Below are 25333 nucleotides of genomic sequence, written 5' to 3'. Positions count from 1 at the left end.
CCAGTAGCTATCCTGCGCTCGCACGCATAACAGCGTGAAATCAATGGCTTATGTTTGTGATCGAGTCAAAGTTCGGGCTAGCGGGCAATTTCGGCTCTGCCACGGCAGGCGTGCAATTTTCTCCGTTCGTCCTCGCGCTAATCGAGTCGGATGCGCGTGGAGCATCGGATTTCGGGTCTCTGGCGCCAATATACGTGGGCAACGTCATCACGACCGGGCTGTTTAACTCCAATGCGATTACCTACTCGAGTCCGACTTTTGCTGGACTGCAGGGAAGTGTCATGGTCGCCCTCGGCGGAGAAGCAGGTAATTTCCGGGCTGCAAGGCAGTACTCGGGAAGCGTGACCTATAACCGGAACGGCTTCTTCACTGACGCAGCCTTCTATCGCGGGAACTCAGGAGATGCAAATACTTCTGCTCCGGCAATCTCGACGATAGCGTTCACGGGAAGCACCATTGGGGCAGGCTATGCATTCGACAATTTGACACTCAAGGCAGTGTTCGTGACTTTCAAGGTTGCGGGATCCTTCGATAGCCGTGTGTATGGGGGCGGCGTAAGTTATACCGCGACGCCTGCGCTAGTTCTCGATGCCGGTGCGTGGCTGACTCGGGACGGCAACGACTCGAGCAATCATTCGATACTCGCCGCTGCCGGTGTGCGGTATTTCTTCTCGAAGCGGACGATGCTGTATACACAGCTCGGCTATGTGAACAATAGCGGAAAGATGAACACGGGTCTTTCCAACGATGGGCCCGTGTATTTGCCATCGGGAGGGACTTTCGGAGCCAATGTCGGGATCACCTATTCCTTCTAGCGCCAGGTCGAGTGCAATGGGGGCGTCGCGTGCTTTGGGTGTGTATGTCGAACAAACGGCGAGACTCATCGCCAACAACGCGGCCGGGATGGTAATAGCAGACTACGGACATTTTAGTCCCGAGGAAGCACCCGATACGTTCCTCGACGCAATCGAGCCATTTCTGCGGCCTCTCGATTCGCACTGACGTTTGAAGTTCAGTTAAAGAAGCTGTGGCGAAAGACTAAATAAATCGAGTGGATAACAGCTCCATTAACCTACGTAGTACTCAGTCAATATTCCAGTGACGATCCAGCCATATTGATCAAAAGCGGAACATCTTTTTTGACGAACGAAACGGAGACATTAGATGGGAAAGCTAACAGGAAAGGTCGCGCTAGTAACCGGAGGCGCACGCGGGATTGGCGCTGGCATCGCTCAGCGTCTTGCCAGGGACGGCGCGCACGTCACGATCACCTATCCCGGTGCATTCGACGGGCCCGATAACGTACTGCGTGCGATTAAGGACGAGGGTTGCAAGGCGTGGGCAATCGAAGCGGACAGCGCAGTGCCTGAAGCTGTAGCGGCCGCGGTCGATCAGGTGGCGCGGGAAAGGGGCGGCATGGACATTCTCGTGAACAACGCCGGCATCATTGTTGTTTCGCATATCGATGAGTTCTCGGCCGAAGATTTCGATCGCATGATGGCAATCAATGTCCGCGGTGTGTTCGTGGCCTCGCAAGCTGCGGCACGACATATGAAGGACGGGGCGCGCATCATCACCATCGGAAGTTGCAACGCCGACAGAATGCCGTTTGAAGGGGGTAGTGTGTACGCATTGACGAAGGCAGCTGTAGCCGGGTTCACCCGTGGACTGGCTCGCGATCTTGGTGCGAGGGGGATCACAGTCAACAACGTTCAACCCGGTCCCACGGATACCGATCTGAATCCGTCCGATGGCCCTTATGCGCCGATCTTCCGGCAGATGCTTGCACTACCGAGGTTTGCTCACGTGGACGAAATCGCGGGAATGGTTGCCTGGCTCGCGAGTCCCGAGGCCGCGTTTGTGACAGGTGCCAGTCTGACGATTGATGGAGGGTTTAACGCATAAGAAGGCGAATTGGTTAGGGGCACACTTTCCCGTCACGTCCGGATCGCCACTGAGGCGAACATTCGTGGCGACAAGAACGAATTCTTTGTGAGTTCTGTGATTCAAGGAGATAGAGATGAAAGACCGTTTCGCCGCTGTGGTCCACCTGAAGATCAAGCCTGAGAAACTCGACAGGATCAAGGCTTTGCTCTCGGACGTTGGGGATGCAATGAGCGCGGAGAAGGAGTTCGTTCACGCATGGGTGCATCATTCGAAGGACGATCCGACATCGCTGGTGATCTACGAAGCCTGGTCCTGCGATATCGACTATTTCATGGAGAACCTGTTTAGCAAGCCCTATCGAAAAACATACGAAGCCGAGATTGCCAGCGCTCTGCGGGAGGAGCGGAACATCGAAGTTCTCGACTACGTTCAGAGTTATCCGGGGCGGCGGGAGAGCTAGCAAAATGGGAGCGCCGGCTGCACGCACGAGTGCCATCGGCGCGCACCCCATCAGTATGCGCCGGCAAAGAGAATCTGTTTCCTGTGTGAAACAGTCCAGCGAATTAGAGATGATTGGAGACGCGCTTTGATCAAACTAACTGTATTCCTGCCGAGGAAAACTTCGATGACTCGGGAGGAGTTTGTGAACACCATCGAGAGATTCATGCGGCGTTGCTTCGCGGAGACGAGTTCACGAGATCGCTGGTAAAGCGGTACGAGCAGGTGCACAACACCGGCGTGACGATCCCCGGTATTGATCTTCCAGACCATCATTTTGATGGAATCGCGGAACTGTGGCTCGACAACGTCGACGACCTCGTTAAGTACTATACCGACGACCACTATTTCGAAGTAGTACAGCCAGATGAAATGCGCTTCATCGATCACTCGCGGGCACTCGTTATGATCTCGACCGTCAATGTCGTGTTTTGAAGAGCGGATCGAGAAGCCTCAGATGCTGGCCCAACGTGTACGCAGCGGGCAAGTGCGTTCCTTCATTATGTGGACCACAGATGTCCGGCCTTTACCGCTGAGCGATGCCAGCCGATAGCAACTCGCGTACTCAACTATCAAACAGGAGACATCTAGCTATGCAAGCGATATTTGAAGAGAGCCGTTCGACCCGCCCTTCTCTCGAAGGAAAGGTAGCCATTGTGACCGGCGCGAACGGTGGTATCGGTTCTGCGATCGCACAACAATTTTTGGCCGACGGCGCATTGGTCGTACTCACCGATCTCGCACAATCAGGCGAGCAACTGTCGTCACTGGGCAAGCGAGCAATCTTCCTCGAGCATGACGTCTCGCAGGAACAGGCCCGGAGCGAGGTCGTAGAGCGGGCGCTAAGTAGATTCAGAAAGATAGACGTCCTGGTTAATGCCGCAGGAATTCATCGGCACGGTGTGATGACCGACACAACAGTCGCCTCGATGGAGGCACTGTTCCGCGTCAATCAACTGGGCACGTTCCTGGGCATGAGAGCGGTCGTCGACGCATTTGCGAGCAACCGCCATGGTGCGATCGTGAATATCTCCTCCTGCCTCGCGACGCGCGGCGTGCCCGGGCAGTTCGCTTACGCAGCGTCTAAGTGGGCAGTTCGAGGTATGACGAAAAACGCGGCGCTCGAGCTCGCATCGCTAAACATCCGAGTGAACGCGGTTATGCCAGGTCCAACTGATACGCCAATGTTCCGCGGGCTTCCTGAGGCAGACCAGTCGGCGATCGCGGCAATGATTCCGTTTGGGCGAGTAGCGCGCCCCGACGAGATTGCGGCTGCGGTTGCCTTCCTATCTTCGGATGCAGCAGGCTATATTAGTGGCGCCGAACTGGAAGTCGATGGCGCGGTCTTCGCGTAGCGCAACTTCTCGATTGTTGACTCTCCTCGTGAACAATCGCTGCGATCTTATCGACTATCAACAGGCACGGACGGCAGGCCGTCAGGTGTCGTCTGCGTCCGCCGAGTCGGTTACGAATCCCTTGATAAACCGGCGACTCACGAAACATCAACAAATGCGTTGGTCGATGAAGGGCGCTCACTATCTTTTACAAGCGCATGTAGAACTGCTCGACGGCAGGTTGGAGACCTGTTTCGCCAAGCGGTTCCCTCGTTTAGATTGCCTGAGTTCGCCCGACACTGAACTTCCCTCCCCCATTTTTATCCGCTCCCGTGGAACTCGGGTCTGGTGCTGGTGATCACGTTGCATGGACCTTACGGCAGACGGACTTCAGACGTACCGCAGTTGAGGGCCGCCACGCCGATGGCCGCTTTGGCCTGCTTGACGTTGGGGTCGCCTGCTCGTAGAAGTAGTTTGCAGCATGAGCAATTTGCCCAAGAGTGACCAAAAAATGCGGCGACATCGATGGATGTGTGGACCGGAGTCCAAGGCGCAGATTACGATGACTTTCCTGGCCATGGTCGCTCCTCTGCTCGTACTTTTGATGTCATGCCTCGCGGCTCGTCGCGGATGATCTGGGCCTAGCTTCCCGGGGAAGCTCCGCGAATAGCCTCTGGGGTAAAAGAAAGTGTGCAAGCGCGGGAAGGAGTACGAGTGCGCCGACCATGTTCCAGACGAACATGAAGGCAAGCAATATTCCCATGTCGGCCTGAAACTTGATTGGCGAAAAGGTCCAGGTTGCTACGCCGGCCGCAAGCGTAAATCCTGTTAGCAGGACAACTTTTCCTGTGAACCGGAGGGCACGGTCGTAAGCCTCAGACAATGTTTTTCCCATTCGAAGTTCAGTCAGAATGACACTCATCACATACAGCGCATAGTCCACGCCAATGCCAACTCCTAACGCGATGACTGGCAGGGTGGATACCTTGACTCCAATGTTCAACCACACCATCAGTGCCTCGCAAAGTATCGAGGTCAGCATCAGAGGAAGAACGGCACATACCACTGCCCGCCACGACCTGAAGGTCAGAAGACACAACGCAATGACAGCGCCATAGACCCAATAGAGCATTTCGTGACTTGCACGTTTCACGACGGCGTTCGTTGCAGCCTGTATGCCCGCATTTCCCGCTGCAAGTAAAAATTGTGCATTCGGATTGTTGTTGTCCTCCGCAAACTGCTGGGCAGCTCCAGCAACGGTGAGCAACGTGTCCGCCTTGTGATCTTTCAGGTACGCAAACACGGACAGCAGGTTGCAACTCTGATTGAACGATTCCGGGGGCACACGTAGCAGTATCGAATTCAACATGCTTTGAGTCCGCAACAATTCATACCATTTCGGACTTCCTTCATTCATTCCAAGCATTACATTCCGGCTGATACTGGCCAGCGACGAAGTGGACTCGACACCCGGCACCTGCCGAAGCTGCCATTCGAGCGCGTCTACACGCATCAAGGTGTCGTAGTTGGCACATGCGCCGTTGGGCGTCTTTACCATCACGGCGAATACATCGCTACTCGCACCATAGTTCTTGGTGATGAATGCGTTGTCGCGGTTATAGCGGGAGTCCGGCCTGAGCTCCGGCGCTCCGGCGTCCAGATCCCCAATCTTCAAGTGCGTGCTACTGGCATATCCCGCGACCGCAAGGCCGGCGGAAACGAAAATGGCAATACCAGCGTTTCGGCGATTGGTAAAGCTACCGAGGAATCGCCAAGCCGCCCGTTGAGCACCGTTGTAACCAGAACTGGTCTCGGACACGAGGCTACGGCATGCAGCGTTGCCACTCACGCCCACATAACTCAGCAGAATTGGAAGAAGAATCAGGTTTGTGAATATGAGCGCGGCGACACCGATGCTCGCGATAACCGCTAGCTCCTGAATAACGCGAATCTTGATGACGGTCAACACCGCGAAGCCGACGGCGTCACAAAGCAGCGCGGTCAGCCCGGCTAGAAACAAACGTCTGAACGTGTATCGCGCCGCTACGACTCGGTGAGTTCCGCGTCCAATGTCCTGCATGATGCCGTTCATTTTCTGCGCGCCATGACTCATGCCGATAGCGAAAACGAGAAACGGCACCAGCACCGAATACGGGTCCAACTCGAACCCCACCATCGGGAGCAGGCCCAATTGCCACACAACAGCGACTAAAGAGCAGACCACGACCAGCACGGTGCTTCTGACGCATCGCGTGTACCAGTACAACATCGCTGCGGTTAGCAGGATCGCCCCTGCGAAGAACAGCATAATTTCCTTCAACCCTGCAATCAGATCACCGATGACCTTGGCGAAACCGATGATGCGGATGTGGATATGCTGGGTCTGGTAAGTCCGCCGGATTTTCTCAAGTCGATCAGACAGTGCTGCATAGTTCAGCGGCTTTGCAGAGTCCGTGTCGAACGAAAGCAACGGCACGAACACGACTGCGGATTTTCTGTTCGGCGCGACAAGCTGACCGATCTCACCCGATCTGGAAACGTTCAGTTGAAGCTCGTCGAGACTTCGCTGGGAGCCATCATAGGTGTCCGGGATCACCGGACCACCTTCGATACCATCTTCGGTGACCGCTATCCAGCGGGTATTTGCCGTCCACAGGGATTTCATAAACGGCCTGTCTACCCCCGGTACGAGGAATACTTCATCGCTGATTTTCTGGAGCGTATTCAGGAATTTTGCATCGTAAATCGTACCGTCAGTCTCCACAGCAATCCGAATCGAGTTTCCAAGCCCCTTCAAATCCGATCGATGTTCAAGGTAGTTCTTGATGTACTCGTGACCGGTCGGAATCATGTTCTCAAAGCTGGCGTTCAACCGCACCCTGGTAGCCGAATAACCAAGCAGGACCGTGACCACCGCACAAATGATGGCGACCACGAGCCGGTTATTGAACAGAAGCCTTTCGATACTCGAACCTGATGCCTGGTCAAACTGCGCCAGATCGCGGATTACTGGTTGGTCCGCTTTTTTAGACGTGTCTTTCACTTTACCGCTCCTTGCGGGATCGTGGACGCGATGGTGTTGCGACCCACGACTCTGACGCCCCGAAACCCCACTGTAACCAAGGACCCGTTGGCTGCCTCTACTGCTGCGTTCACGCTATGGGATGAAGCCACACCCAATGATTCCACAGGATGATTCAGGGATGGTTGGACAAAAAACTCGCCTGCTTCGTTTGCGAAAAGCAGGCGGCCATCCCTCATTCGCACAAGCGCTGAAAACGATTCGGATGATTCGAATGTCGTGGGTTGCCACGCGTCTCCCCGGTCGGTCGATTCAAACGCCGACCCTCGCAGACCCGCTACCACTACCCCGCCTCCTGGCATCACTTGCATGGCGAAGTAGCTCGCGTCGCGGGGCGTAGGAATATGTTTGAAGGATTTTCCACCGTCGCCGGATCGGGCGAAGTAGCCCTGCTCCCCTGCCAGATAAAGCGTGTTGCCATCACTCTGGATGCTGTACAGGTTCAGACCTTTAGGATTGTCTACAAATCGCAGCCACGATTGCCATGACTCGCCGCCGTCAGCTGTGTGGAAAATGAGTCCATAAGCGCCGACCACATACCCATGCAACACGTCGTCGAAATGCACATAGAGAAAGGGCTTGTCAGGTCCATCGGACAGAAACTGTTGAGCGGCTTTCAATGTGGCTTGCGCGCTTGATCCTGGGTTCGAGGCAATCGCGTGTTTCGCGTCCTCGACGATCAGCGACGCTGCACGAACGCCGTCGAGTTGCTTGGTCCAACTCGCGCCGCCGTCTTGTGAGCGAAGAACGACACCCGAGTGTCCGACGGCCCAGCCGTTCTTTGAATCGACAAACTGGACAGCAGTGAGGGTCACACTGACCGGAACGCTAGACTGACACCAGGACTGGCCGTTGTCGTCGGACGTAATGACGATGCCCCGCTCGCCTACAGCGACCAATCTCGTCCCTGCCCGGGCAATGTCGATCAGCACACTATGTGAGGCCTGCGGGGTTGCAAGTGCAGGCCTCACGAGTACCGGCATAACGGGCTCGGAAAACGCAGGTGATGCCAGGAAGGTCCACACGCTCGCCAGCGTGACAACGAGCGCGGACCGTGGAAGGAAGCTACTCATGGTATCAACGCAAGCGGCGGCGCCGCCTGCCTCCGCGCCAGGTTCATCAACGTACGCCTTCTGCCGAGAGGGCATCACCGGTAAAATGCGAGTCCGGCCACGGTTTGGTGAAATCGATGGTGTAGGACTTTTCGTTCATGATGTTGTTCGCCACCCAATCACCCGTCTGCAGGTTGTAGGTCATGAATGCTCCACTGACCACGCCAGGAAGGTCGGGACAATCGACGTTAAGCATCGTGAAGGTCTTCCACAGCTTCCCGCTCGCGTCCCACCCGTCTTCCAATTGCGCGAGCCACGTGTCTTCGTCGAGATAGAAACGACGGCGCGGCATGACATGTCGCTTGCCGGCGGCGAGCTTCGCCTCGACGACCCATACGCGATGCAATTCCCATCGAACATGGTCGGGATTGGTGAAGTGCTCACCGATGACATCCGAGTCCTTCACGGGCTGATAGAAACCGTTGTCGTTATAGGGGATATACATCTCCTTCTTGCCGACAATGGTCCAGTCGTATCGGTCCAACGGCCCGGCGAACAGGTAGATCTCGTCGTAGTTCGAGACACCTGACACGAACACACTTGGCGTGTCATAGGCCGCGTTAGGCAGCTTTCTCACGCGGCGTTGACCGGTGAGGTACTGCCACGCCTGTCGACCGATACCCACCTGGTCGAGAGGATCGCGTGTCACGACGGCTTCACCGGCGTGCTGCGGCGGCCCATTCGTCACGATGTGGATCATGTTGTACTCTTCCTTGTAGTCGGACTTGGGTCCGTCCTTGAAGTAGTACGGTGATTGCTCGTCAACCTGGATGTCACCCGCGAGGAAACGCTGGCCGTCAGACGCCGTGACGAGCACGTGGAACTGATATCGCCAGGCTTGTCCCTGCCACGCCAGGAGATGGTTCCACATTGCCTCGGCACCAGTCTTGGGAATGGGAAACGGAATCCCTCCGTAAGCCCCTTTGATCGAGTAACCGTTGTTGCTGGAAGTTGCGCTTTCGGCGTTCTTGCGCGTGTTCTCGTAGACCCAGGCGGGCGCAGAAGCAGTTCGATGAGTTGGGTAAACGTCGATCCGGTAATCGGGGTACTTCTTGAGCAATTCGATCTGCCCATCACTCAGCTTATCTGCATACTGGGTGTAATTTTTTCCCGTAATCGAGAAGAGCGGCTTCTCGCTGGCGAACGAATCGGGCCGGCGCGCCGTTCCCTTAAGCCCTTGCGGTACATTCTGATCGCCGCCTGTCCATGCCGGAATGGTGCCATCCTTATTGCCCGCCTTCTCCGCTCCGAGCGGCGTCAGCACGGTGCCCAGCTTGGCTGCCTCTTCCGCTGACACCGCAGCGTGTGCGAACTGAGTCGTGGCGAGCACCGTGCAAACCACGGCAGCGATCGCGTATTTAGAAACCATATCCGTCTCCCTCAAAATGTTCTTGATATGGACAGCGATACAAAATCGCGGTCCTTGTAGGACTGTCCGAATGTGTAGGCCTGAACCGCGGCGGTTGCCGGCCCAGTGACAGGATCAGCCGCACCGAAGTAGTGAGTCAGGTTCAGAGAGAAGTTCCATGATTGAAGATAGACACCGGAAATGCCGATGCTCATGTCCCCGCCGCGATAAGAACCGCCGTTGAAACTGCTGATGACCGACGAGCGGCCGATCGGGTTAAAGCCAATGCCGATCGGGATATTGATATCGAGCCCAGGCAGTACCTGGTAATAGGCCGGAGAAAGTACAACGCGCATCGCCGCAGCACCGCGCGTGGTATTGGGGTCAAGCGCCTGTGGGTTGGCCGTGATGTTCAGCCGCCGGTTATAGGCCACTTCGGCAAGCAGAAGTCCGCCTTGCCACAACGGCGTGCGCGGCAGAGTCGTGATCGACGACACATTGATATGCATCGTGTTGCCAACCGGATAGCGCGCGTTGTCGCCGTTATCGGCAAGTTCGCCGTACGGAACGGTGACCGCGCCGCCCTCGGGCACCAGCGGCATGTTGTGCCTGAACGAAAACTCGCCGGCGAAATTGGTGTCGCCGATTGAAGTCGTGAAGCTCGCGCCGAGCGTCTTGATATCGTTCGGGTAGACAAGCTGATACGTGCCGATCTGGCCGGAGACCGGATTCACCCCCACTCCCGGATGGACATAAACGATCGGATCCTTGGCGTTAAATTGTGCCGCGTAGAATCCGAACTCAGTCTCCCATTTCTCTGGCCTCCATCTCAGTTGAAATCCGCCTTGTCCGGAGTTGCGTCCGTACTCATCGGCCGTATGGAAGAATGCGGCCGGACCGCCGCCGGGCACGAGTGGCGGCCCGGCCAAGATCCTTTCCGCCCCCTGCTGCAGCAGGTCGACGTTGGAAAAATACCCGCCTACAGGCGGCAGCCGGTCGGCCTGCCAGCTGAATTGGTAGTACGCGCCAACAGACAGGTTCGATTTGACCTGAATCTGCGCCGATATTTGAGGCTGCGGAAGCACGACCTCCTTGAATTGCGAATCCGGCACGCTCAGGAGCCGGTTCACATCGATCGGTGACTGCGCGCCAGCGATCCCGTTGTTGCCAAAAAAGAGCGTCTCGCCGTAAAGCAGCGAGTATTGACCGAGCCGCACCGTCACGGGCATGTCGGCTACTTCACCCTTCTTGTAGACGAACGCGTCGAGCAACTGGATGTCGCGACCGTCGATGACCCGGGTTGCGCTCGTGAACTGGTTATACGGTACGGATACGGCGTTCGCGGTCCGCGGCGAATTGTTGGCGTTCGAGTGGTTGTAGACGGTGTCGTACCACGCCTCGGCACTGATGCGAGCACCGAAGTCCTTGTATGAAATGTCGAACTCAGACAATACATCCAGCCGATTCGAGATCAGGCCTCGATGGAAATTGCGGTCGCCGTCGTCCAGGTTCGGATTAGATGTCAGCAAAGACGACGGCGAGTCGAGGCGAAACGCATTGCTGTACTGAATGGTGTTATCCCAACGCACAGACAGGTCCGGGTTGTCTGTCGTGAACTGGTACGCGCCCGCCTGGCCGGACACCGCGAGTAGTGCTGCAGCGCTAATCCCGGATAGTCGATAACTTCCATTGGGTCTCGACAGCCTTTTTAAAGCTGCTTGCCTCCTTTGCCTCTTCATCTCCGTCTCCTTGGTGTAGCTTTTTTTATGGTCTCTGGTGAATGCCGGCGGTTTAGACCGGCTCGGTCATCCGGTCCCACGCCCGCCGCAAAAGACCTGCAAAGTCAGCGTCCGCGGCAGGATGGCCCGCCCATTCCTGCAGTTCCCACTGACCAAGTTGAAAGGAACTGTCAACAACGAATTTGCATCGTGTATAGCGGCGCTGTGCGAAGGCGGTGAGTACCGCGTCGAGAGGCTCTTCGGTGTCGAGCATGCTCGCCAGGACCACCGCGTCTTCGATTGCAATGGAAGCGCCTTGCGCAAGATGAGGGACTGTCGCGTGAACTGCATCGCCAATGAGGACCACGCGGCCTTTGTGCCATGGCTGCGGCAACATCATGGTTTCCAACGGCTTGTAGACAACCTCCTTTGGATCGGTGACCTGCTCGGCAAGCTCGGCAACTAGTCCGCTGTATTCCGACAGCCGTTGGCGAAGCAACGTGTGCAAACGATCGTCCGGCATGCGAGGATTTCCTGGCTCTGCCGTCACCAGCAGCAGGTACATCGATTCCTCGCTCACCGGTACGAGGCCCGCCTTGGTCTGCTTGCCATACCAGATCGAAGCCCAGGTCATGTCCTTCGGGCGCGGGAAGCTGTAACGCCATACCGACTGACCTGTGAATGTCGGGGTTGGTGTTTTTCCAAAAAGCAGCGACCGTACTTTCGAGTACGTGCCGTCGGCGCCGATGACGAGGTCGTATTGCTCGACGCTACCGTCGGTCAACGAGACGGAAACGCCTTCGGTATCCGACTCCAACTCCTTCACCGTGACCCCGAGCCTGACCTGGACACCGGCGGATTGAGCTGTGTCGACCAGAATTTGATGCAGCGCTCTGCGGGGAATCCCGTTGTTCGCGAGAAACTGCGGCGCAGCAGAATTGAGGTTCGGTACGTCCGCGATAAGACCACCCTCACTATTGAGGATGCGCCAGCCCGGGAACGGAAAACCAGCCGCGACGCACGCCTCGGCCAGTCCCAAACCGTGCAAGGCACGCAGGGCATTGGTGGGCTGTATGATCCCAACCCCGTACACGGTCCATTCCGATTTCAGCTCGACGATGCTGACGTCCACGCCGTTGCGTGCAAGTGCGACACTCGCCGTCAGACCTCCGATACCACCACCAACAATGAGAACCTTTTTTACTCGCGACATCGTTAAAGTCTCCTAAATGCATACGCCTATGGCGTGCGCAAATCTATGAACTGTTTTCTGTGTTACTTGCCGCTGGTCAAGGCGTAGCCAGGCTCAGCACCCGTCGCGAATTCGTCGAAATACCGGACTTCCCATTCCGGCGGTTCAATCAGGAAGTCCGGGAGGTTGTGAACGAACGAGATGTACCCGAACGACGGAACAAACCAGTCACGGGGTACCCACGTGTCGTCTACATAGTCACCATCGGTTCCATATTCAGCCTCGCCCCCGGCCGGGCATGGAAGGTAGAAAAACAAGGCAGAGTCAACGCGGTGCCGGCCAAGTCCGAGATGCGAGCGCTCCCATCCTTGCCGCTCCATGTGGTTGGCACCGACCATCATTTCGTCGATATCCTCAACGCCATAGTTGGCATGGTGGAATCGGACCTCTCCGTCGAAGCCGGGAAGTGGGAGATTGGCGTTAAGGAAGAAGATGTTGTGGTGGTTGTTTGCACCTTCCGCACGCATGTAAATGCCATACGTGCGTTGGTAGTCGCTCAAGCGAAAGCCCAGTCGGTCGCGCATGAAGAAAAACGACTGCTCAAAATCCTTCACTGCGAAGACGACATGCTGAATCGCTTTCGGGCGGGCTCTGCGGCGCCACTTCCGGTGCTGGTTGAACCGATTGATATTGCCGGGGGAGTTGACAGCATCCGGCGCGCTAAGGATCGGTGTCTTGTGAAAGACACGCAGTGCCATCGGCAGGCCGCAATCCGTCAGGAAGTGCGCTGTGCCGTCGTCATCAATATTGACTTCCCGATCTCGGCGCAAGTCGGCGACGAAGGCACTCAGACTGCCTGGGGTGTCAACGCCCCACACGACTTCCCGTACGCCGTTGCCCACAACAGCTGAACGGGGAATCGACGGATCATCGAGTTGCCTGATAACGATCGTCGAACCTTCGTCTAGCCGGAAACGTGATTCGGTATCCGACTCCACTTCAATGGGTAAACCAAAGTCAGTGAAAAAGCGCGTCGAGCGCTTCACGTCTTCGACGCCATAGAGAAGCGATGCGATTCCGACAATAGCCATTTTTATCTCTAGAAAATTGAAGGCGATACGACTCTCTGCCTTGGCAAAAAGCATCCGGGACCATTGGAAGGATGATTGCGACCGCACGAGCTATCTCGTGCGGTCGCAACAGGGGGAACGACTAAGTGATCAGACGGAAAAAGGCAGGCATGGCGTCTCCGATATCTTCGTTATGCGCCGCGGTGCTCTGGCGACTGGTGTAGGGGAAGTTTCGTATACCGCGATGCGTTTGGACAGTTTATTGTTTGCACACGATGCGTTTAAGCGATAAACACCAGGAGCACAGGCATGCGATTCAACAAGCTCGATCTGAACAATCTCGTGTGCCTGGACGCGTTGCTCGCAGAAAAAAGTGTCACCCGAGCGGCTGACCGGCTGTATCTCAGCAGGCCTGCGATGAGTTGTGCGCTCACTCGCCTGCGCGAATACTTCAATGACGAGTTGCTGACGCAAGTGGGGAAGACGATGGTTCCGACTTCTCTTGCCTTGTCGCTGGAACATCCGATTCGCGATGTATTGCTACAACTGCAGGCGATAACCTCCTCCACGTCGGCGGGCATCGAACTGGCGAACGTGAACCGGAACATTACGGTCACCTGCTCTGACTACGTGGAAACCGTATTCATGCCTGCCGTCGTTGAACGAGCTTCCCGTGAAGCTCCGTTGGTACGGTTCGACTTTCGCGCCCTCACCCCTCGCTTCGAAGAGGAACTTGACAGTGGCGATATCGACCTGTTGATTATTAGTGACAAGTCAGAGGCCAAGAAACATCCTTCAGAAGAGCTGTTCCGGGACACGTTTTCCTGTGTTGTCTGGAATGAAAATGATCAAGTGGGCGATGCAATTTCCGCCGACCAATACATCTCGCTTGGACATGTCAACACGCAGTGGGGTGCGGGTCGTCTGAGTACGGACGATGTCGAATTTTTTCGAGCACATGGCATCTCGCGACGAACGGAGGTATGGGTGTCTACATTCTCACGGGTGCCCATGTTTTTGAGCGGTACAAACCGGATTGGAACACTACAGACGCGGCTGGCGCAGAAGGCCTCTGCGCAGTGGCCCATTCGTGTATTGCCTTGCCCGATGCAGGTGCCGCCGTTGGTGGAGTTACTGCAGTGGCACAAATATCAGGAAAACGACCCCGTGATTACCTGGGTTCGTCAATTGATGCGGACGGTCGCGTCCGAGATGGCGCTTGTCGAATATTGATGTGGAAGATTGGGAAGGTAACGCAGCAAGCCGCGCACTAGTCCACTAGCCTTTCGCCGGGTACGCATTCGCTTGCGCATCAGGCTCTCCATTTTCAGCGCGAGCACCGTCGTCTCTCCCTCCTGCATCAGCAAGCCCGCCATTGAAATCTTCGCGCAGGTATCTCCTGACGTTTATGGTTTAAACGCATCGCGTAGAAACAATAAACTGTCCAAACGCATCGCGCTATACGAAACTCCATCTACACCAGTCGCCAGAGCACTTCGGCGCATAACGAAGATACCGGAGACGCCATGCCTGCCATTTTTCGTCTGATCACCTAGTCTTTCCGCCTGTTGCGACCGCACGAGATATCTCTTGCAGCCGCAACCACCCGTCCAATGGCCGCAGATGCTTTTTGCCAAGGCAGGGCGCCGTATTGCCTTCGATTTCCTGAATACAAAAGTTGCCATCGCAGGAATCACATCGTTTTTCTATCGCGTCGAGGAGATGAAGCGCTCGACTCGCTTCCTCGCTGGCCCTGATCTGCCGCTCACTGCTAGCCGATGAGATTTTCTTTCCACGATTGACCTACAGCCACGGAGAAGACCAATGCATTCCGCTGTGTCCACTATCACGCCACTTGCGCGAGAGACTGAAGTGAAGTTCGGCAAGAGCGTCTGGGCGGTTCTGATGCTCCTGCAAGTCATCGCGCTTGGCAGTGTGCAGACGCAACCCGTTTTCACGGGTGGACTTGCAGACCTGCTGGGGCTGACCCTGCAACAGATCGGCGTGGTGTTCTCCGCAGAGCTTATTACGGCCGCCGCGACATGCACCCTCGTGGCGATGATCGTGCATCCTTCCGACCGTCGCCGAATTTTGCAATGGGGATTAGTTGCGGTCAACGTCGGCACGTTTTCCAACGCGCTCGCGGGCACTTTCGCTTCGGTAACGGCTAGCCGCATCATCGTCGGAGTCGGGATCGGTGCCGTTCAGGCCGTCATGTACGCAACGATTGCAGGTTCGGGACAGGCTGCACGCGGTTATGCCATGGTATCCGCCGCCGCTTTGTTCTGGGGACCGCCTGCGGTCATTGGCTCGACTTTCCTGCTGCGCAAGTTCGGCATGCCGGCTTTCCTGATGCAGTTCGCTCTGCTCGCGGCGATCGCCCTCGCCGCCTCGTCTCTCATCCCTCGATCGCAGGCTCGGCCAACTGAAGCGGGGCGACCCCATCCTGCTCGACCTGGAAGTCTCCAACACGGAATCGGTCTGACGGCATTTCTGTTGCTCGCCTGCATTGGCCTGGTCCTCCTGGGCCACCAGGTGCTTTGGGTCTATCAGGAGCGGATTGGGCGCGCCATTGGTCTGGATCCGCAGACGATCGGCCTCGCCCTCGCAGCGGCCTTGATTACCGGCGGGCTCGGCTCCGTTCTTGCCGCGCTACTGGGGCGCCGGCTCGGCTACTGATGGCCCCAGGTCATCGGTTTCGGTGGTTCGATCATTGCGACCGTGACGATGGCCTATGGTCAGACCGTCTTCAGCTATTCGGTGAGTGCCTGCGCGGTCATGGGTGTCTGGTTCTTCGGCCTGCCTTACCTCCTCGCGCTCGCGGCCGAAATCGACCCGTCCGGACGGCTTCCGGCCTTGGGTGCGTCAGCGAGCACCTTCGGACAGGCCCTCGCCCCCGCGGTCGCCGCGGCAGCCGTCGGCAATTCGAACTTCCGTGCCTTGGGCTGGGTGTCAGCGACCATCTACGTTGTTTGCCTGATCCCCGCCGGCACGGCCATTCGACGACACGTGGCCGCTCGCGTCCAACGGGCGGCGTAACGATGGTGAACCCGTTCTCCTGAGCGGACAGTGCGTCCTCTTATAGCTTTTTCCTTGAAGGAGTTGTGATGCTGGAGTATTTCCCAACAAACTACGTCTGGAACCTCTCGACCAATCTCGCGCTGACCATGGGTGCAAACATCGGTGAGGTGGACTCCATTTGCCGCCACCTCGTCGAGCCATCCACGCGTGGCGACGACGGGGGCACCGAGGCGTTCTTCAACGCCTGGTGTGAGCAGGCCGATCGCCTCGTCGAACTGGCCAGGGAAGACCTGACGCTCAATCGTCGCCTGAGCGCCGGTGCAAAACACGGACGTGCTTCGACCTACTATCTGACCGCCGAGCGCATGCAGCACCGTGACTACGCGCCGCGCAAGGCCGTCTATCAGAAGATGCTCAGCAGTTTTGCAAGCTTCGTCGAACTGCACGAGGAGAACTGCGAGCGGGTTGATATCCCCTATCAAGGCACAACACTCGCCGGCCTGTTCGTCAAGGCTTCGCGTGTCGACGACCTGCCCGTGCCGTGCATCGCGCTATTCAACGGGTTGGACAGCACCAAGGAAATGATCTACGGCTCGGGCATCCAGCAAGCGCTCGCCCGCCGCGGCGTGTCGAGTATCTCGGTCGACCAGCCAGGTGTTGGCGAAGCGCTGCGCCTAAAAGGACTGACGGCAGTGATCGAGTCGGAAGTCTGGGCTGGCGCTGTCGTGGATTACCTCGAAACGCGCGAAGACGTTAATCACGGCTTCATCGGCGTAGGTGCCTGGTCTTTGGGTGGCTACTACGCACCCCGCGCCGCGGCTATGGAGAAACGCTTCAAGCTTTGTGTGGCTTGGGGCGCGAACTTCAACTGGGGTGAGTTGCAGAAACGGCGCCTTGCCCGTGAGGGTGACACGCCGGTACCGCACTACTGGGAGCACGTTCAGTGGGTTTGGGGCAAGAATTCGCTCGATGAGTTCATGGAGTTCGCGCCGGGCGTCACGCTCGCACCGGTCATCGACAAGATCACTGTCCCGTTCCTGACCACCCACGGGGCACATGACCGCCAGATCCCGCTTGAGTATGCACATCAGCAGTACGACGGTGCGGTCAACAGCCCGAAGCGTGAACTCAAATTCTTTACGAAGCGTGAAGGCGGCGTGGAGCACTGCAGCGCTGACAACCAGGATAACGCTCGCGACTACATCGCGGACTGGATCGCGCAGACGTTCGGCGAACTGGGCGCGCAAGGCGTCCGCACGTGACCGGTTGCCATCCACAAGGAGAATGAAAATGCCCACCTACATTGATTTGTCTGTCCCGCTCGAGAACAACGAATTCGCGGACCCACGTCATCAACGTGTGAACATCGAGTACACGGCGCACGCCGAGGGCGGCAAGGATCTGATCGCGTCGTTTCCCGGTGCACGTTTGGAGGACCTCCCTGAAGGCCTCGGTTGGGCCGTCGAGAATGTCCACATTTCCACTCACAACGGCACGCACGTCGATGCCCCCTGGCACTACCATCCGACCATGGACGGCGGGGAGCGCGCCCTGACAATCGATGAGCTGCCGCTTGGCTGGTTTTTCCAGCCCGGCATCAAGCTGGACTTCCGACATTTCGAAGATGGCTATCTGGTGACCTCGGACGATATGCGACGTGAACTGGATCGCATCGGCCACGAATTGCGTCCGTTCGAAATCGTGGTTGTAAATACCAGCGCCGGTGCCCGCTACGGCCAGAAGGACTATGTGAACTCTGGCTGCGGTATGGGACGCGATGCCACGCTGTTCCTTGCCAATCAGGGAGTCAAGGTCGTAGGAACCGACGGCTGGAGCTGGGACGCTCCGTTCGTTCATACCGCTCGCAAGTTCGCCGCGACCGGCGATGCGTCACTCATTTGGGAGGGACACAAGGCCGGGATGGAAGTCGGCTACTGCCAGATCGAAAAACTGCACAACCTCGAGCAACTGCCGGCCAAAGGGTTCCGCGTAGCCTGCTTTCCAGTGAAGGTGGCTCACGGCTCCGCAGGCTGGACCCGCGCGGTGGGCATCATCGACTAGGTATCCTGATGAAATGAGGGTGTCGTGCGACGCCTGTCTGAATTGGACTTTTTGAAAGGTGAATTTACGAATGAAACTCGCATCTCTCATCAACGGTGAAAAAGATGGCCGCTTGATTATCGTGTCGCGCGACCTCACCAGAGCCGTGAAAGCCGACGCCGCAACGACCTTGCTCAGCGCCATTGAACTGTGGGACAAGGTGGCCGACGCACTCGCCGCCCAAGCTCAAAAGTTGGAGAACGGCAATGCCGAAGGAGTGTTCGCGTTCGACAAGAAAGACACGCAGGCGCCCTTGGCCCGGGCACCACAATGGCTAGACGCATCGGCCTTCAAGACTCATAGCGAGCTGGTGGCAAAGGCCTGGAACAACAAAAACCGTTGGAGCGACACGACGCCACTTATGTATCAAGGAGCGTCGGATGACTTGTTGCCTTCATACGGGCCGTCGTACCTGCCGTCAGAAGCCCACGACATGGATTTCGAGGGCGAGGTTGTCGTTGTTGTGGACACTGTTCCGATGGGTATCTCCCCGGAACATGCTTTAAGCCATATCAAGCTGGTCGGCATGGCAAACGACGTGAGCTTGCGAGCTTTTGGTGCCGCGGAACAAGAAGCCGGATTCGGATTCTTGAGGGCCAAACCCTCGACAATATTCAGCCCGGTGTTCGTTACGCTCGACGAACTCAACGACAACTGGAGAGATGGAAAACTCCACGGTGCCCTTACTGTCCATGTGAATAACCGTTGGGTCGGCTCGCCGCGCGCCGAATATATGAATTTCAGCTTCGGCCGACTCATTGCCCATGCAGCAACGTCACGGAAGCTCGCCGCAGGGACCATTCTCGGTAGCGGCACCGTATCCGATCCGCTCGACGATACCGGATCGGCCACTCTGCTGGAGGTACGCGCCGTTGAGCAATTACAACACGGTGAGTGCCGAACCCCATTTCTGAAGTTCGGCGACACCGTCAAGATCGACATGACGGACCAGAATCGGCATTCTATTTTTGGTGTGATCGAGCATCAGGTCTTAAAAGGCTAGTCATTCGCTTAGCCATCAAGAAGCATCTATCGACGCCTCATGTTGCTGTTCAATGAGCCTCGGTCCGCTGCGCACGTCAGTTCGGGCCGGCGCGTGGCGTTGTTAGCCCAAACACCTCCGCGGCCACCCATCCCGGCAAACAGGCCGAGCCGCTTCGTACAACGACTAAGGGAAATCCTTCCCAATCCGTCAATTGACAATTCCCCATTGTAGGAATATAAATTCTATCCATGCAATCCAGTTCGTGATGCGAAACACGGCTTTGCGGACGCGATCGGATTCAGCACCGCTGTCTGGCGCGCTTCGGTCGCGAGAACTGTAATCGCATCTTCAGCGAAGTTTTCCGATAAAGAAAGCGCCGGTGGCCCACCTTGCACCAAGGGAGCGCGAAAAGGCTGGAGGTCGCCAGACGTTCGCGGTGAAATGCTTTTTAAACCGTTTCATATCAATTAGTACTATTAAAATATATATCGGAGACAGGCATGAATCGGATCACAGCGATCTCAGGCGTTCTCGTAGCTGCGCTCGCTTCAACTTGGTGTAGCGCGGCCCGCGCCCAGAGTGTCACGCTATACGGGATCATCGATACGGGCATTGAATACGTGAATCACGCGAACCCGACGGGCGGCTCGCTTGTACGGATGCCAGGCACCACGGGCGAGCTACCTTCGCGGTGGGGTCTGAAAGGCTCGGAGCCGCTCGGCGACGGCTACAACGCGGTGTTCACACTCGAAAGCGGTTTTGCAACCGGCACGGGCAGCCTCAATCAGGGTGGCCGGTTGTTCGGCAGACAAGCCTTTGTCGGGATTGACGGTCCGCTCGGTGCGTTGACCTTCGGTCGGCAGTATTCAATGTTGTTCTGGTCGCTGCAGCCTGCCGATATCGTCGGCACCAACATCTATGGACTGGCCTCGCTCGATGCATGGATTGCGAATCCCCGCAGCGACAATACCGTCGTCTATCAGAAGCACGTTGGAGGTCTGACGGTCGGCGCAAGCTACTCGTTCGGTCGGGATGCCTCACCGGCAAACGGATTCAATACGCCCGGGGAGGGAACGTGCGCAGGTAGCATTCCCGGCAATGCCGCGGCATGTCGGGAATGGTCGCTCCTGCTGAAATACGACGCCAGAAACTGGGGTGCCGCTGCGAGCTACGACCGTCAGAATGGTGGTCCAGGTGCCGCGGCCAGCCTGTTCAACGGCCTGACACCCGTTGCTCTGACCAGCAGCGGCAATCGGGACGCGCGTCTGGTGCTGGACGGGTATGCGAAAGTGGGCAAATTCACCTTCGGGGCAGTATGGCTGAATCGTCACGTGAACTCAGCCTCAACGACAACGCCCACCATCACGTCGAATCAATATGCGCTGGAGGCGGACTATCAGATGTCGCCGGCGCTGTTTTTCGACATGCTGCTGCAGCGGATTATCGATCGCCAGCAAGATACGCGAGCGACCATGGAAGTGGCCCGCGCCACCTACATTTTGTCGTCACGTACAGCAGTGTATGCGCAACTTGGTTTTCTGCAGAACAGCGCCAATGCCGCTTATTCCGTAAGCGGCGGCGGAGCGTCCACGCCAGGCAAAGGGATGAGTCAGGTGGGCAGCATGCTTGGAATCCGGCACTCGTTCTAGCCGTCCCCTCGATGAACGGCTGCCTGCGCGATTGTTTTGAGGCTGGCCGTTCTGCAGCAAACCTTCCGGTTACTCCGGAATGCTGGCCAGTTCGGGATCGATCTCGGCCAGCAGCCTCACATCTTCCTCGGGATGCTTGATCAGAAACTCCGGCAGATTCGCAACCCAATGCTGATTTGCAAACGGCGGGTTCCAGATCCTCGGTTGCCAGCGATCGTCCAGACAGTCGGTATCGGCCGAATACTCCGCCTCACCGCCTGCAGGATTGTTGATGTAGGCGTAAATCGTCGACGAAAGCCGATGTCGCCCCAGCCCCAGGTTGCTTGTCCAGCCCGTGCGTTGCATATGATTCGCACCCGCCACAAGCTCATCCAGATTTTCGACGCCGAACGAGATATGGACAAATCGGGCGCGCGTGTCTTTTAGCCAGAACAGGTTGTGATGATCGGACCGCCCGTCGGCTCGAAGAAATATGCCGCGATCGCGTGAAACATCCGTTACGCGGAACTTAAGTCGATCCCGATAGAACCGGGCCGCCTTCTCGTATTCCGGACAGGCAAAGACGACATGATGGATGAGCTGAGGTGCCGCGCGCTTGAACCATTTACGGTGGCGATTCCAGCGTAGCGAGCGGCCAGGCGAGTTGACCAGCTCCTCGTCCGAGATGAGCGGTTGGCGCTCGAAAAGACCAAACCCGATCGACAACCCCGCATCGTCGAGACAATAAATCCGCCCGTGAGCGTCTTTTTCGACGGTACGGTCGCTACGCAGGTCAGCCTCGATCGCGTCGAGGCTTTCCTGGCTATCGACTCCCCAGATAACTTGCCGGACACCCGGACCCGAACCAAAAGACGGCGGCAGCGAGGAATCTGTACTTTGCTGCAGAACCACGTGCGAACCTTCGCGTAGTTTGTACTCTACGGCATCGGTATCTTCTCTTGCCAGGCCAAAATCATCGAAGAACTGTGTGCAGCGCGCCATATCGTCGACGCCGAACACCACTGTTTGCACACCCAATATTGCCATTTGTACCTCCATTCAAGAACGCGAAAAAAGCCGCTTATTCCAATTCTCCGAAGCGGCCACGCTGTCACAAAGACAGCTTCAAACGGAGATTTCTTCGAGAATGCGGCCCTTGGTTTCGATCGCGGCAACGGCAACCGTCAGTCCACCGATCAATCCCATCACGGCAAGGAAGAGAAACACCGCACCAACGCCGATGTGGCTAAGGAGTGCCCCAATCACAAGCGGACTCACCACCTGAGCGATACGCAGCCAGGCCATGGCCGCGCCTGCACCTAGCGCCCGCATGCGGGTCGGATAAATTTCAGTGGCATAGGTATGGATACTGCCGAGCCCGATTGCGAGCAGGTAGTTACTCACCGTCAGCAACGACACCACCGCGAGCATCGGCAGATGGCCGGCCAACCCCAGCGCGATCAGTGGCACGGCGCTGCCGAACAACGACAGCATGAAAGTGCGGCGACGACCGATGCTGTCGATCACGAGAACGCTCGTAATGGCACCAGACAGGCCCGCGATGCCCAGCACACTGCTCAGCAGGAACGTGTTGGTGAGGGTGACGTGATAAACGGTCTTGTAGATCGTCGGCAGCCAGGTAATCAGCGCATTACCACATGCGGAGATGCAGAACATCAGGACCCAGATGCAGACGGTACGAACCGCATAGCCGTTGCGGAATAGATCCGCGAATCGGCCGTGTCGCCGTATCGGATGAAGTGTGAGCGGACCGACCGCCGGAAGGGGTCGCGTGCCCTGCTTCGATATGGCCGCCTCAATACGCTCCGTGGCTGCGGTGGCCTCATCGATTCTGCCTCGTAACGCGAGCCATCGCGGCGATTCCGGGACCACGCCGCCGATCACAAATATCAGCAAGCCCGGCAGCGCGCCCAGGTAGAACATCGATTTCCAGCCAAACTGCGGAATCAGCCAGACCGCCGCGAACGACGTGAGGAAAAGACCCGCGGCGAATATGCTCTGTAACGAACTGATAACGCGGCCACGAAAACGGGCCGGCGTCAGTTCGTTGACCAGGGTGGCGGCAACCGGCACTTCGCCGCCGAGTCCCAGTCCCTGGATCAGGCGCAGGATAACGAAGGTCATGTAACTGCCGGCGAAGGCAGTCGCCAGGCTAAGAACGGCCATGATCCCCAGCGCGAGTCGCAGTACACGAAGGCGCCCGAAGCGTTCCGACAACCAGCTCAAGCCAATCGCCCCGACGATCTGTCCGAGATACCCGATGGAAAAAACCAGGCCGACCTGCCCCGGCGAAAAGTGCCAGAGTTCGATCAGTACAGGCAGCACGAGCGCAATGGCCAGCGAGTCGAACGCATCGAGAAGATGCGCGATACCGACCACTGTCACCAGGCGCACATGCCAGGAGGAGAATGGCAGCCGCTCGATACGCGCGGTGATATCTGCCGCAGCGGCCGCATGATTGGCATCGGCCGCTGTTGCCGGCGAATGGGTTGCATGCTCCTCAGTGGGAACAATTGCTTTTACCGTCAACACGTCAAGTCTCCTGATATCGTCTGCCCGTCGACGAGGGCAGCTATTATTGAACGTCGATTCCGACGATGAATGAATCTAGGCTTGTCCCACCATGCGGCCGATGGCTGGCCAGGGATCGACGGATATCTCTTCGAACGGCGCCCGGTCCACCGCCGTCATGCTGCTGACGATTGCGCGCTCGACCGCAGGGCGCTTTCGCGTGCGCTCGTACCATGCCACCACATGGGGATAGGAATGCCACATTGGCGCGAGGCGCAACATGTCCAGACGGATCACGTAGGGTATGACCGCGATATCCGCGAGCGATAATTCGTCACCGGCCAGATAGTCATGATCGAGCGTTGCACGTTCGATCCACTGCAATAGCTTGATGAAATGCCCGACTGCCTCGACACAGAATTTCGAGTCCAGGCCGTGGGCTATCACATCGCGCTTGTGGTCGGAGCGCTTCTGATTCGGTGCGCCCGATAGATAGCTTTCGCGGTTGACCGGATCCATTTTCTGGAAGCGCGTCCGGAATGCGATAGCGAAAGTCAGCACGGTGCACGCGTTGTGCACGTACTCGTCAATGAACTTGTTGAACAGCCGCACGGTAACGCGATCCGTCGGGTCTTCCGGCATCAACCGCACGTCAGGAAAACAGTCCTCCAGATAGTAGAGGATGACCGACGATTCGATGACGGGCTGTCCGTCATGGATCAACGTCGGAACCACACCGTTCGGATTGAGCTTGAGATAGGCCTCGTCGAACTGGTCGCCGCGTAGGGTCATCTGATGGCTTTCCCAATCCAGGTCCTTTTCTGCCAGTTCGATCCTGACTTTCTGCGCGCAGACGGAGTTCACCGTGTGATAAAGCTCAAGCATTGACTTTCTCTCCTATCCGCTGAACACTGTCAATGATTTAATTCCCATTTATGGGAAATGTCAATATGCTTCGACTACGGGTACCGCCAATCTCGTCCTCACTACAATCGCGGATTGGGCATAATTCCGCTGCGATGCTGCAATCCCCCGAGTACGATTACCCGTCATAATCAGGAAAAGAACCAACCGGATATGCCAGCCCGAAAAACTGAAAAGACTCGACGCCCCCAGGGCCGCCCGTCCACGTCTGGGGCCGTCGGCAAGGAAGCCATCCTGGCCGCGGCGCGGGAGACGCTGAAAACCGTACCGCCGGGAGAGATCACGTTCCAGCAGGTAGCGCTGCTGGCAGGCATCGACAAGCGGTTGATCCGCTACTACTTCGGTCAGATGCCGGATCTTCTCAAAGTGGTCGCCATCCAGATCACGGAGGAACTGCGCAACCGCTTCGTCGCCTCCAACATCCACGACGGTTCCGTCAGAGATCGCCTGCGTCTGCGCATCTCGATCTTTTTGGACTTTTTCGGGAGCAACCCGCACTACCATCGTCTGGTGGTCGACTATCTCTTCAACACGATCGGCCCCGAGCGCGATGCCGCACTCGACAGGTTCCGGCATTCCATCGGCGAATTGCAGACGCTCCTGAGCGGTGAACACGCTACCGGACAGGCCTATCCCCTGGATGCGCGGTTTATTCACGTTTCGATTGCGGCGCTTTGCGAATTCATGTTCAGCGCGAAACCTGTCTTCACTGCATTGTTCGGAAACGAAGTCGACTCCCCTGCATTCAAGGAACGATTTTGCGACTTCGTCACCGATCTGGTGATGGGCTCCGCCGCACTCAACGTAGCGACGAGCGACAAAAGCACGGACAAGTCATCGGCAGCCGCACGAACGCCGCGCAAGCGATAACCGGTGAGCGTGCGCCCTTCACCGCTCTCCGA

23 protein-coding genes are annotated in these 25333 nt (G+C 57.2%); 14 read left to right on the top strand and 9 right to left on the bottom strand.

All coding sequences use genetic code 11. The features are described from left to right. The first annotated feature begins 50 nt into the window (after positions 1 to 50). The 5 genes from AWB69_RS25975 (at position 51) to AWB69_RS25955 (ending at position 3740) form a co-directional block, all read left to right on the top strand. Complete coding sequence (locus AWB69_RS25975) at positions 51 to 815, top strand: porin (RefSeq protein WP_062089696.1); 765 nt, start codon at positions 51 to 53, stop codon at positions 813 to 815. Positions 816 to 1164: 349 nt separating this feature from the next. After that, a complete protein-coding gene (locus tag AWB69_RS25970) occupies positions 1165 to 1905 on the top strand; it encodes an SDR family oxidoreductase (protein ID WP_062089695.1) in 741 nt (246 codons plus the stop codon). A gap of 115 nt (positions 1906 to 2020) precedes the next feature. Further along, positions 2021 to 2347: a putative quinol monooxygenase gene (locus AWB69_RS25965; protein WP_062089694.1), complete on the top strand. Its 327-nt coding sequence runs from the start codon at positions 2021 to 2023 to the stop codon at positions 2345 to 2347. Positions 2348 to 2460: 113 nt separating this feature from the next. Then, positions 2461 to 2820, top strand: coding sequence for an EthD domain-containing protein (locus tag AWB69_RS25960; protein WP_075643986.1), 360 nt, complete (start codon positions 2461 to 2463; stop codon positions 2818 to 2820). Positions 2821 to 2924: 104 nt separating this feature from the next. After that, positions 2925 to 3740: an SDR family NAD(P)-dependent oxidoreductase gene (locus AWB69_RS25955; protein ID WP_331712693.1), complete on the top strand. Its 816-nt coding sequence runs from the start codon at positions 2925 to 2927 to the stop codon at positions 3738 to 3740. A 586-nt stretch (positions 3741 to 4326) separates the two neighbouring features. Here the strand turns inward: AWB69_RS25955 and AWB69_RS25950 are convergent. The 6 genes from AWB69_RS25950 to AWB69_RS25925 all read right to left on the bottom strand — a co-directional run bounded on the left by AWB69_RS25950 (position 4327) and on the right by AWB69_RS25925 (position 13349). Further along, complete coding sequence (locus AWB69_RS25950) at positions 4327 to 6762, bottom strand: efflux RND transporter permease subunit (RefSeq protein WP_062089691.1); 2436 nt, start codon at positions 6760 to 6762, stop codon at positions 4327 to 4329. Continuing rightward, positions 6759 to 7874, bottom strand: coding sequence for a WD40/YVTN/BNR-like repeat-containing protein (locus AWB69_RS25945; protein ID WP_063977909.1), 1116 nt, complete (start codon positions 7872 to 7874; stop codon positions 6759 to 6761). The genes AWB69_RS25950 and AWB69_RS25945 overlap by 4 nt, the downstream gene beginning before the upstream one ends. 46 nt (positions 7875 to 7920) lie before the next feature. Further along, the gene (locus AWB69_RS25940; protein ID WP_062089689.1) at positions 7921 to 9282 is read right to left on the bottom strand and encodes a DUF1329 domain-containing protein; all 1362 of its coding nucleotides are present in this window, start codon (positions 9280 to 9282) and stop codon (positions 7921 to 7923) included. A gap of 11 nt (positions 9283 to 9293) precedes the next feature. Then, the gene (locus tag AWB69_RS25935; RefSeq protein WP_062089688.1) at positions 9294 to 11000 is read right to left on the bottom strand and encodes a DUF1302 domain-containing protein; all 1707 of its coding nucleotides are present in this window, start codon (positions 10998 to 11000) and stop codon (positions 9294 to 9296) included. Between the two features lie 52 nt (positions 11001 to 11052). Next, on the bottom strand, positions 11053 to 12192 hold the full coding sequence (locus AWB69_RS25930; protein ID WP_062089687.1) for an FAD-dependent oxidoreductase: 1140 nt from the start codon (positions 12190 to 12192) through the stop codon (positions 11053 to 11055). Positions 12193 to 12254: 62 nt separating this feature from the next. Then, on the bottom strand, positions 12255 to 13349 hold the full coding sequence (locus AWB69_RS25925) for a VOC family protein (protein ID WP_197500322.1): 1095 nt from the start codon (positions 13347 to 13349) through the stop codon (positions 12255 to 12257). Positions 13350 to 13550: 201 nt separating this feature from the next. On the opposite strand from AWB69_RS25925, the gene AWB69_RS25920 reads away from it, so the two are divergent. The 8 genes from AWB69_RS25920 (at position 13551) to AWB69_RS25890 (ending at position 20996) form a co-directional block, all read left to right on the top strand. Beyond that, positions 13551 to 14474 carry a LysR family transcriptional regulator gene (locus AWB69_RS25920; protein ID WP_062089685.1) on the top strand — a complete coding sequence of 308 codons (924 nt, stop codon included), beginning with the start codon at positions 13551 to 13553 and terminating at the stop codon, positions 14472 to 14474. Positions 14475 to 14831: 357 nt separating this feature from the next. Then, positions 14832 to 15023 (top strand): hypothetical protein, encoded by a 192-nt coding sequence (locus AWB69_RS25915; protein ID WP_062089684.1) that lies wholly within the window; start codon positions 14832 to 14834, stop codon positions 15021 to 15023. Positions 15024 to 15113: 90 nt separating this feature from the next. Further along, entirely contained in the window at positions 15114 to 15920 is an 807-nt protein-coding gene (locus AWB69_RS25910; protein WP_156528973.1) for an MFS transporter, read from the top strand. A gap of 48 nt (positions 15921 to 15968) precedes the next feature. Further along, a complete protein-coding gene (locus tag AWB69_RS47165) occupies positions 15969 to 16280 on the top strand; it encodes a hypothetical protein (RefSeq protein ID WP_082913590.1) in 312 nt (103 codons plus the stop codon). A 68-nt stretch (positions 16281 to 16348) separates the two neighbouring features. Then, positions 16349 to 17524, top strand: coding sequence for an alpha/beta hydrolase family protein (locus AWB69_RS25905; RefSeq protein WP_062089683.1), 1176 nt, complete (start codon positions 16349 to 16351; stop codon positions 17522 to 17524). A gap of 28 nt (positions 17525 to 17552) precedes the next feature. Then, the gene (locus tag AWB69_RS25900) at positions 17553 to 18323 is read left to right on the top strand and encodes a cyclase family protein (RefSeq protein WP_062089682.1); all 771 of its coding nucleotides are present in this window, start codon (positions 17553 to 17555) and stop codon (positions 18321 to 18323) included. A gap of 70 nt (positions 18324 to 18393) precedes the next feature. Next, positions 18394 to 19365 carry a fumarylacetoacetate hydrolase family protein gene (locus AWB69_RS25895; RefSeq protein WP_062089681.1) on the top strand — a complete coding sequence of 324 codons (972 nt, stop codon included), beginning with the start codon at positions 18394 to 18396 and terminating at the stop codon, positions 19363 to 19365. 482 nt (positions 19366 to 19847) lie between these two features. Next, positions 19848 to 20996 (top strand): porin, encoded by a 1149-nt coding sequence (locus AWB69_RS25890; protein ID WP_062089680.1) that lies wholly within the window; start codon positions 19848 to 19850, stop codon positions 20994 to 20996. Between the two features lie 69 nt (positions 20997 to 21065). Here AWB69_RS25890 and AWB69_RS25885 read toward each other — a convergent pair whose 3' ends face one another. The 3 genes from AWB69_RS25885 to AWB69_RS25875 form a co-directional block, all read right to left on the bottom strand. Further along, on the bottom strand, positions 21066 to 22022 hold the full coding sequence (locus AWB69_RS25885) for a VOC family protein (RefSeq protein ID WP_062089679.1): 957 nt from the start codon (positions 22020 to 22022) through the stop codon (positions 21066 to 21068). 78 nt (positions 22023 to 22100) lie between these two features. Beyond that, a complete protein-coding gene (locus tag AWB69_RS25880; protein WP_062089678.1) occupies positions 22101 to 23528 on the bottom strand; it encodes an MFS transporter in 1428 nt (475 codons plus the stop codon). A gap of 75 nt (positions 23529 to 23603) precedes the next feature. Beyond that, positions 23604 to 24392 carry a glutathione S-transferase family protein gene (locus AWB69_RS25875; protein WP_062089677.1) on the bottom strand — a complete coding sequence of 263 codons (789 nt, stop codon included), beginning with the start codon at positions 24390 to 24392 and terminating at the stop codon, positions 23604 to 23606. A 57-nt stretch (positions 24393 to 24449) separates the two neighbouring features. Between AWB69_RS25875 and AWB69_RS25870 the strand changes: the two genes are divergently transcribed. Beyond that, on the top strand, positions 24450 to 25301 hold the full coding sequence (locus AWB69_RS25870) for a TetR/AcrR family transcriptional regulator (protein WP_156528972.1): 852 nt from the start codon (positions 24450 to 24452) through the stop codon (positions 25299 to 25301). Positions 25302 to 25333 lie beyond the last annotated feature (32 nt).

It is taken from the genome of Caballeronia udeis, from assembly GCF_001544555.2.
In the GTDB taxonomy this organism is placed as follows: Bacteria; Pseudomonadota; Gammaproteobacteria; order Burkholderiales; family Burkholderiaceae; genus Caballeronia; species Caballeronia udeis.
Note: the sequence above shows the minus strand (reverse complement) of the source record. Positions and strands in the feature narration are given on the sequence as shown.

Bases quoted from the DNA above. Each gene is read 5' to 3' on its own strand.
- AWB69_RS25965 (WP_062089694.1), top strand. From the start codon at position 2,021: ATGAAAGACCGTTTCGCCGCTGTGGTCCACCTGAAGATCAAGCCTGAG.
- AWB69_RS25920 (WP_062089685.1), top strand. From the start codon at position 13,551: ATGCGATTCAACAAGCTCGATCTGAACAATCTCGTGTGCCTGGACGCG.
- AWB69_RS25870 (WP_156528972.1), top strand. From the start codon at position 24,450: ATGTCAATATGCTTCGACTACGGGTACCGCCAATCTCGTCCTCACTAC.
- AWB69_RS25930 (WP_062089687.1), bottom strand. From the start codon at position 12,192: ATGTCGCGAGTAAAAAAGGTTCTCATTGTTGGTGGTGGTATCGGAGGT.
- AWB69_RS25945 (WP_063977909.1), bottom strand. From the start codon at position 7,874: ATGAGTAGCTTCCTTCCACGGTCCGCGCTCGTTGTCACGCTGGCGAGC.
- AWB69_RS25955 (WP_331712693.1), top strand. From the start codon at position 2,925: ATGCCAGCCGATAGCAACTCGCGTACTCAACTATCAAACAGGAGACAT.
- AWB69_RS25935 (WP_062089688.1), bottom strand. From the start codon at position 11,000: ATGAAGAGGCAAAGGAGGCAAGCAGCTTTAAAAAGGCTGTCGAGACCC.
- AWB69_RS25875 (WP_062089677.1), bottom strand. From the start codon at position 24,392: ATGCTTGAGCTTTATCACACGGTGAACTCCGTCTGCGCGCAGAAAGTC.
- AWB69_RS47165 (WP_082913590.1), top strand. From the start codon at position 15,969: ATGGCCTATGGTCAGACCGTCTTCAGCTATTCGGTGAGTGCCTGCGCG.
- AWB69_RS25900 (WP_062089682.1), top strand. From the start codon at position 17,553: ATGCCCACCTACATTGATTTGTCTGTCCCGCTCGAGAACAACGAATTC.
- AWB69_RS25885 (WP_062089679.1), bottom strand. From the start codon at position 22,022: ATGGCAATATTGGGTGTGCAAACAGTGGTGTTCGGCGTCGACGATATG.
- AWB69_RS25905 (WP_062089683.1), top strand. From the start codon at position 16,349: ATGCTGGAGTATTTCCCAACAAACTACGTCTGGAACCTCTCGACCAAT.
- AWB69_RS25970 (WP_062089695.1), top strand. From the start codon at position 1,165: ATGGGAAAGCTAACAGGAAAGGTCGCGCTAGTAACCGGAGGCGCACGC.
- AWB69_RS25940 (WP_062089689.1), bottom strand. From the start codon at position 9,282: ATGGTTTCTAAATACGCGATCGCTGCCGTGGTTTGCACGGTGCTCGCC.
- AWB69_RS25895 (WP_062089681.1), top strand. From the start codon at position 18,394: ATGAAACTCGCATCTCTCATCAACGGTGAAAAAGATGGCCGCTTGATT.
- AWB69_RS25890 (WP_062089680.1), top strand. From the start codon at position 19,848: ATGAATCGGATCACAGCGATCTCAGGCGTTCTCGTAGCTGCGCTCGCT.
- AWB69_RS25975 (WP_062089696.1), top strand. From the start codon at position 51: ATGTTTGTGATCGAGTCAAAGTTCGGGCTAGCGGGCAATTTCGGCTCT.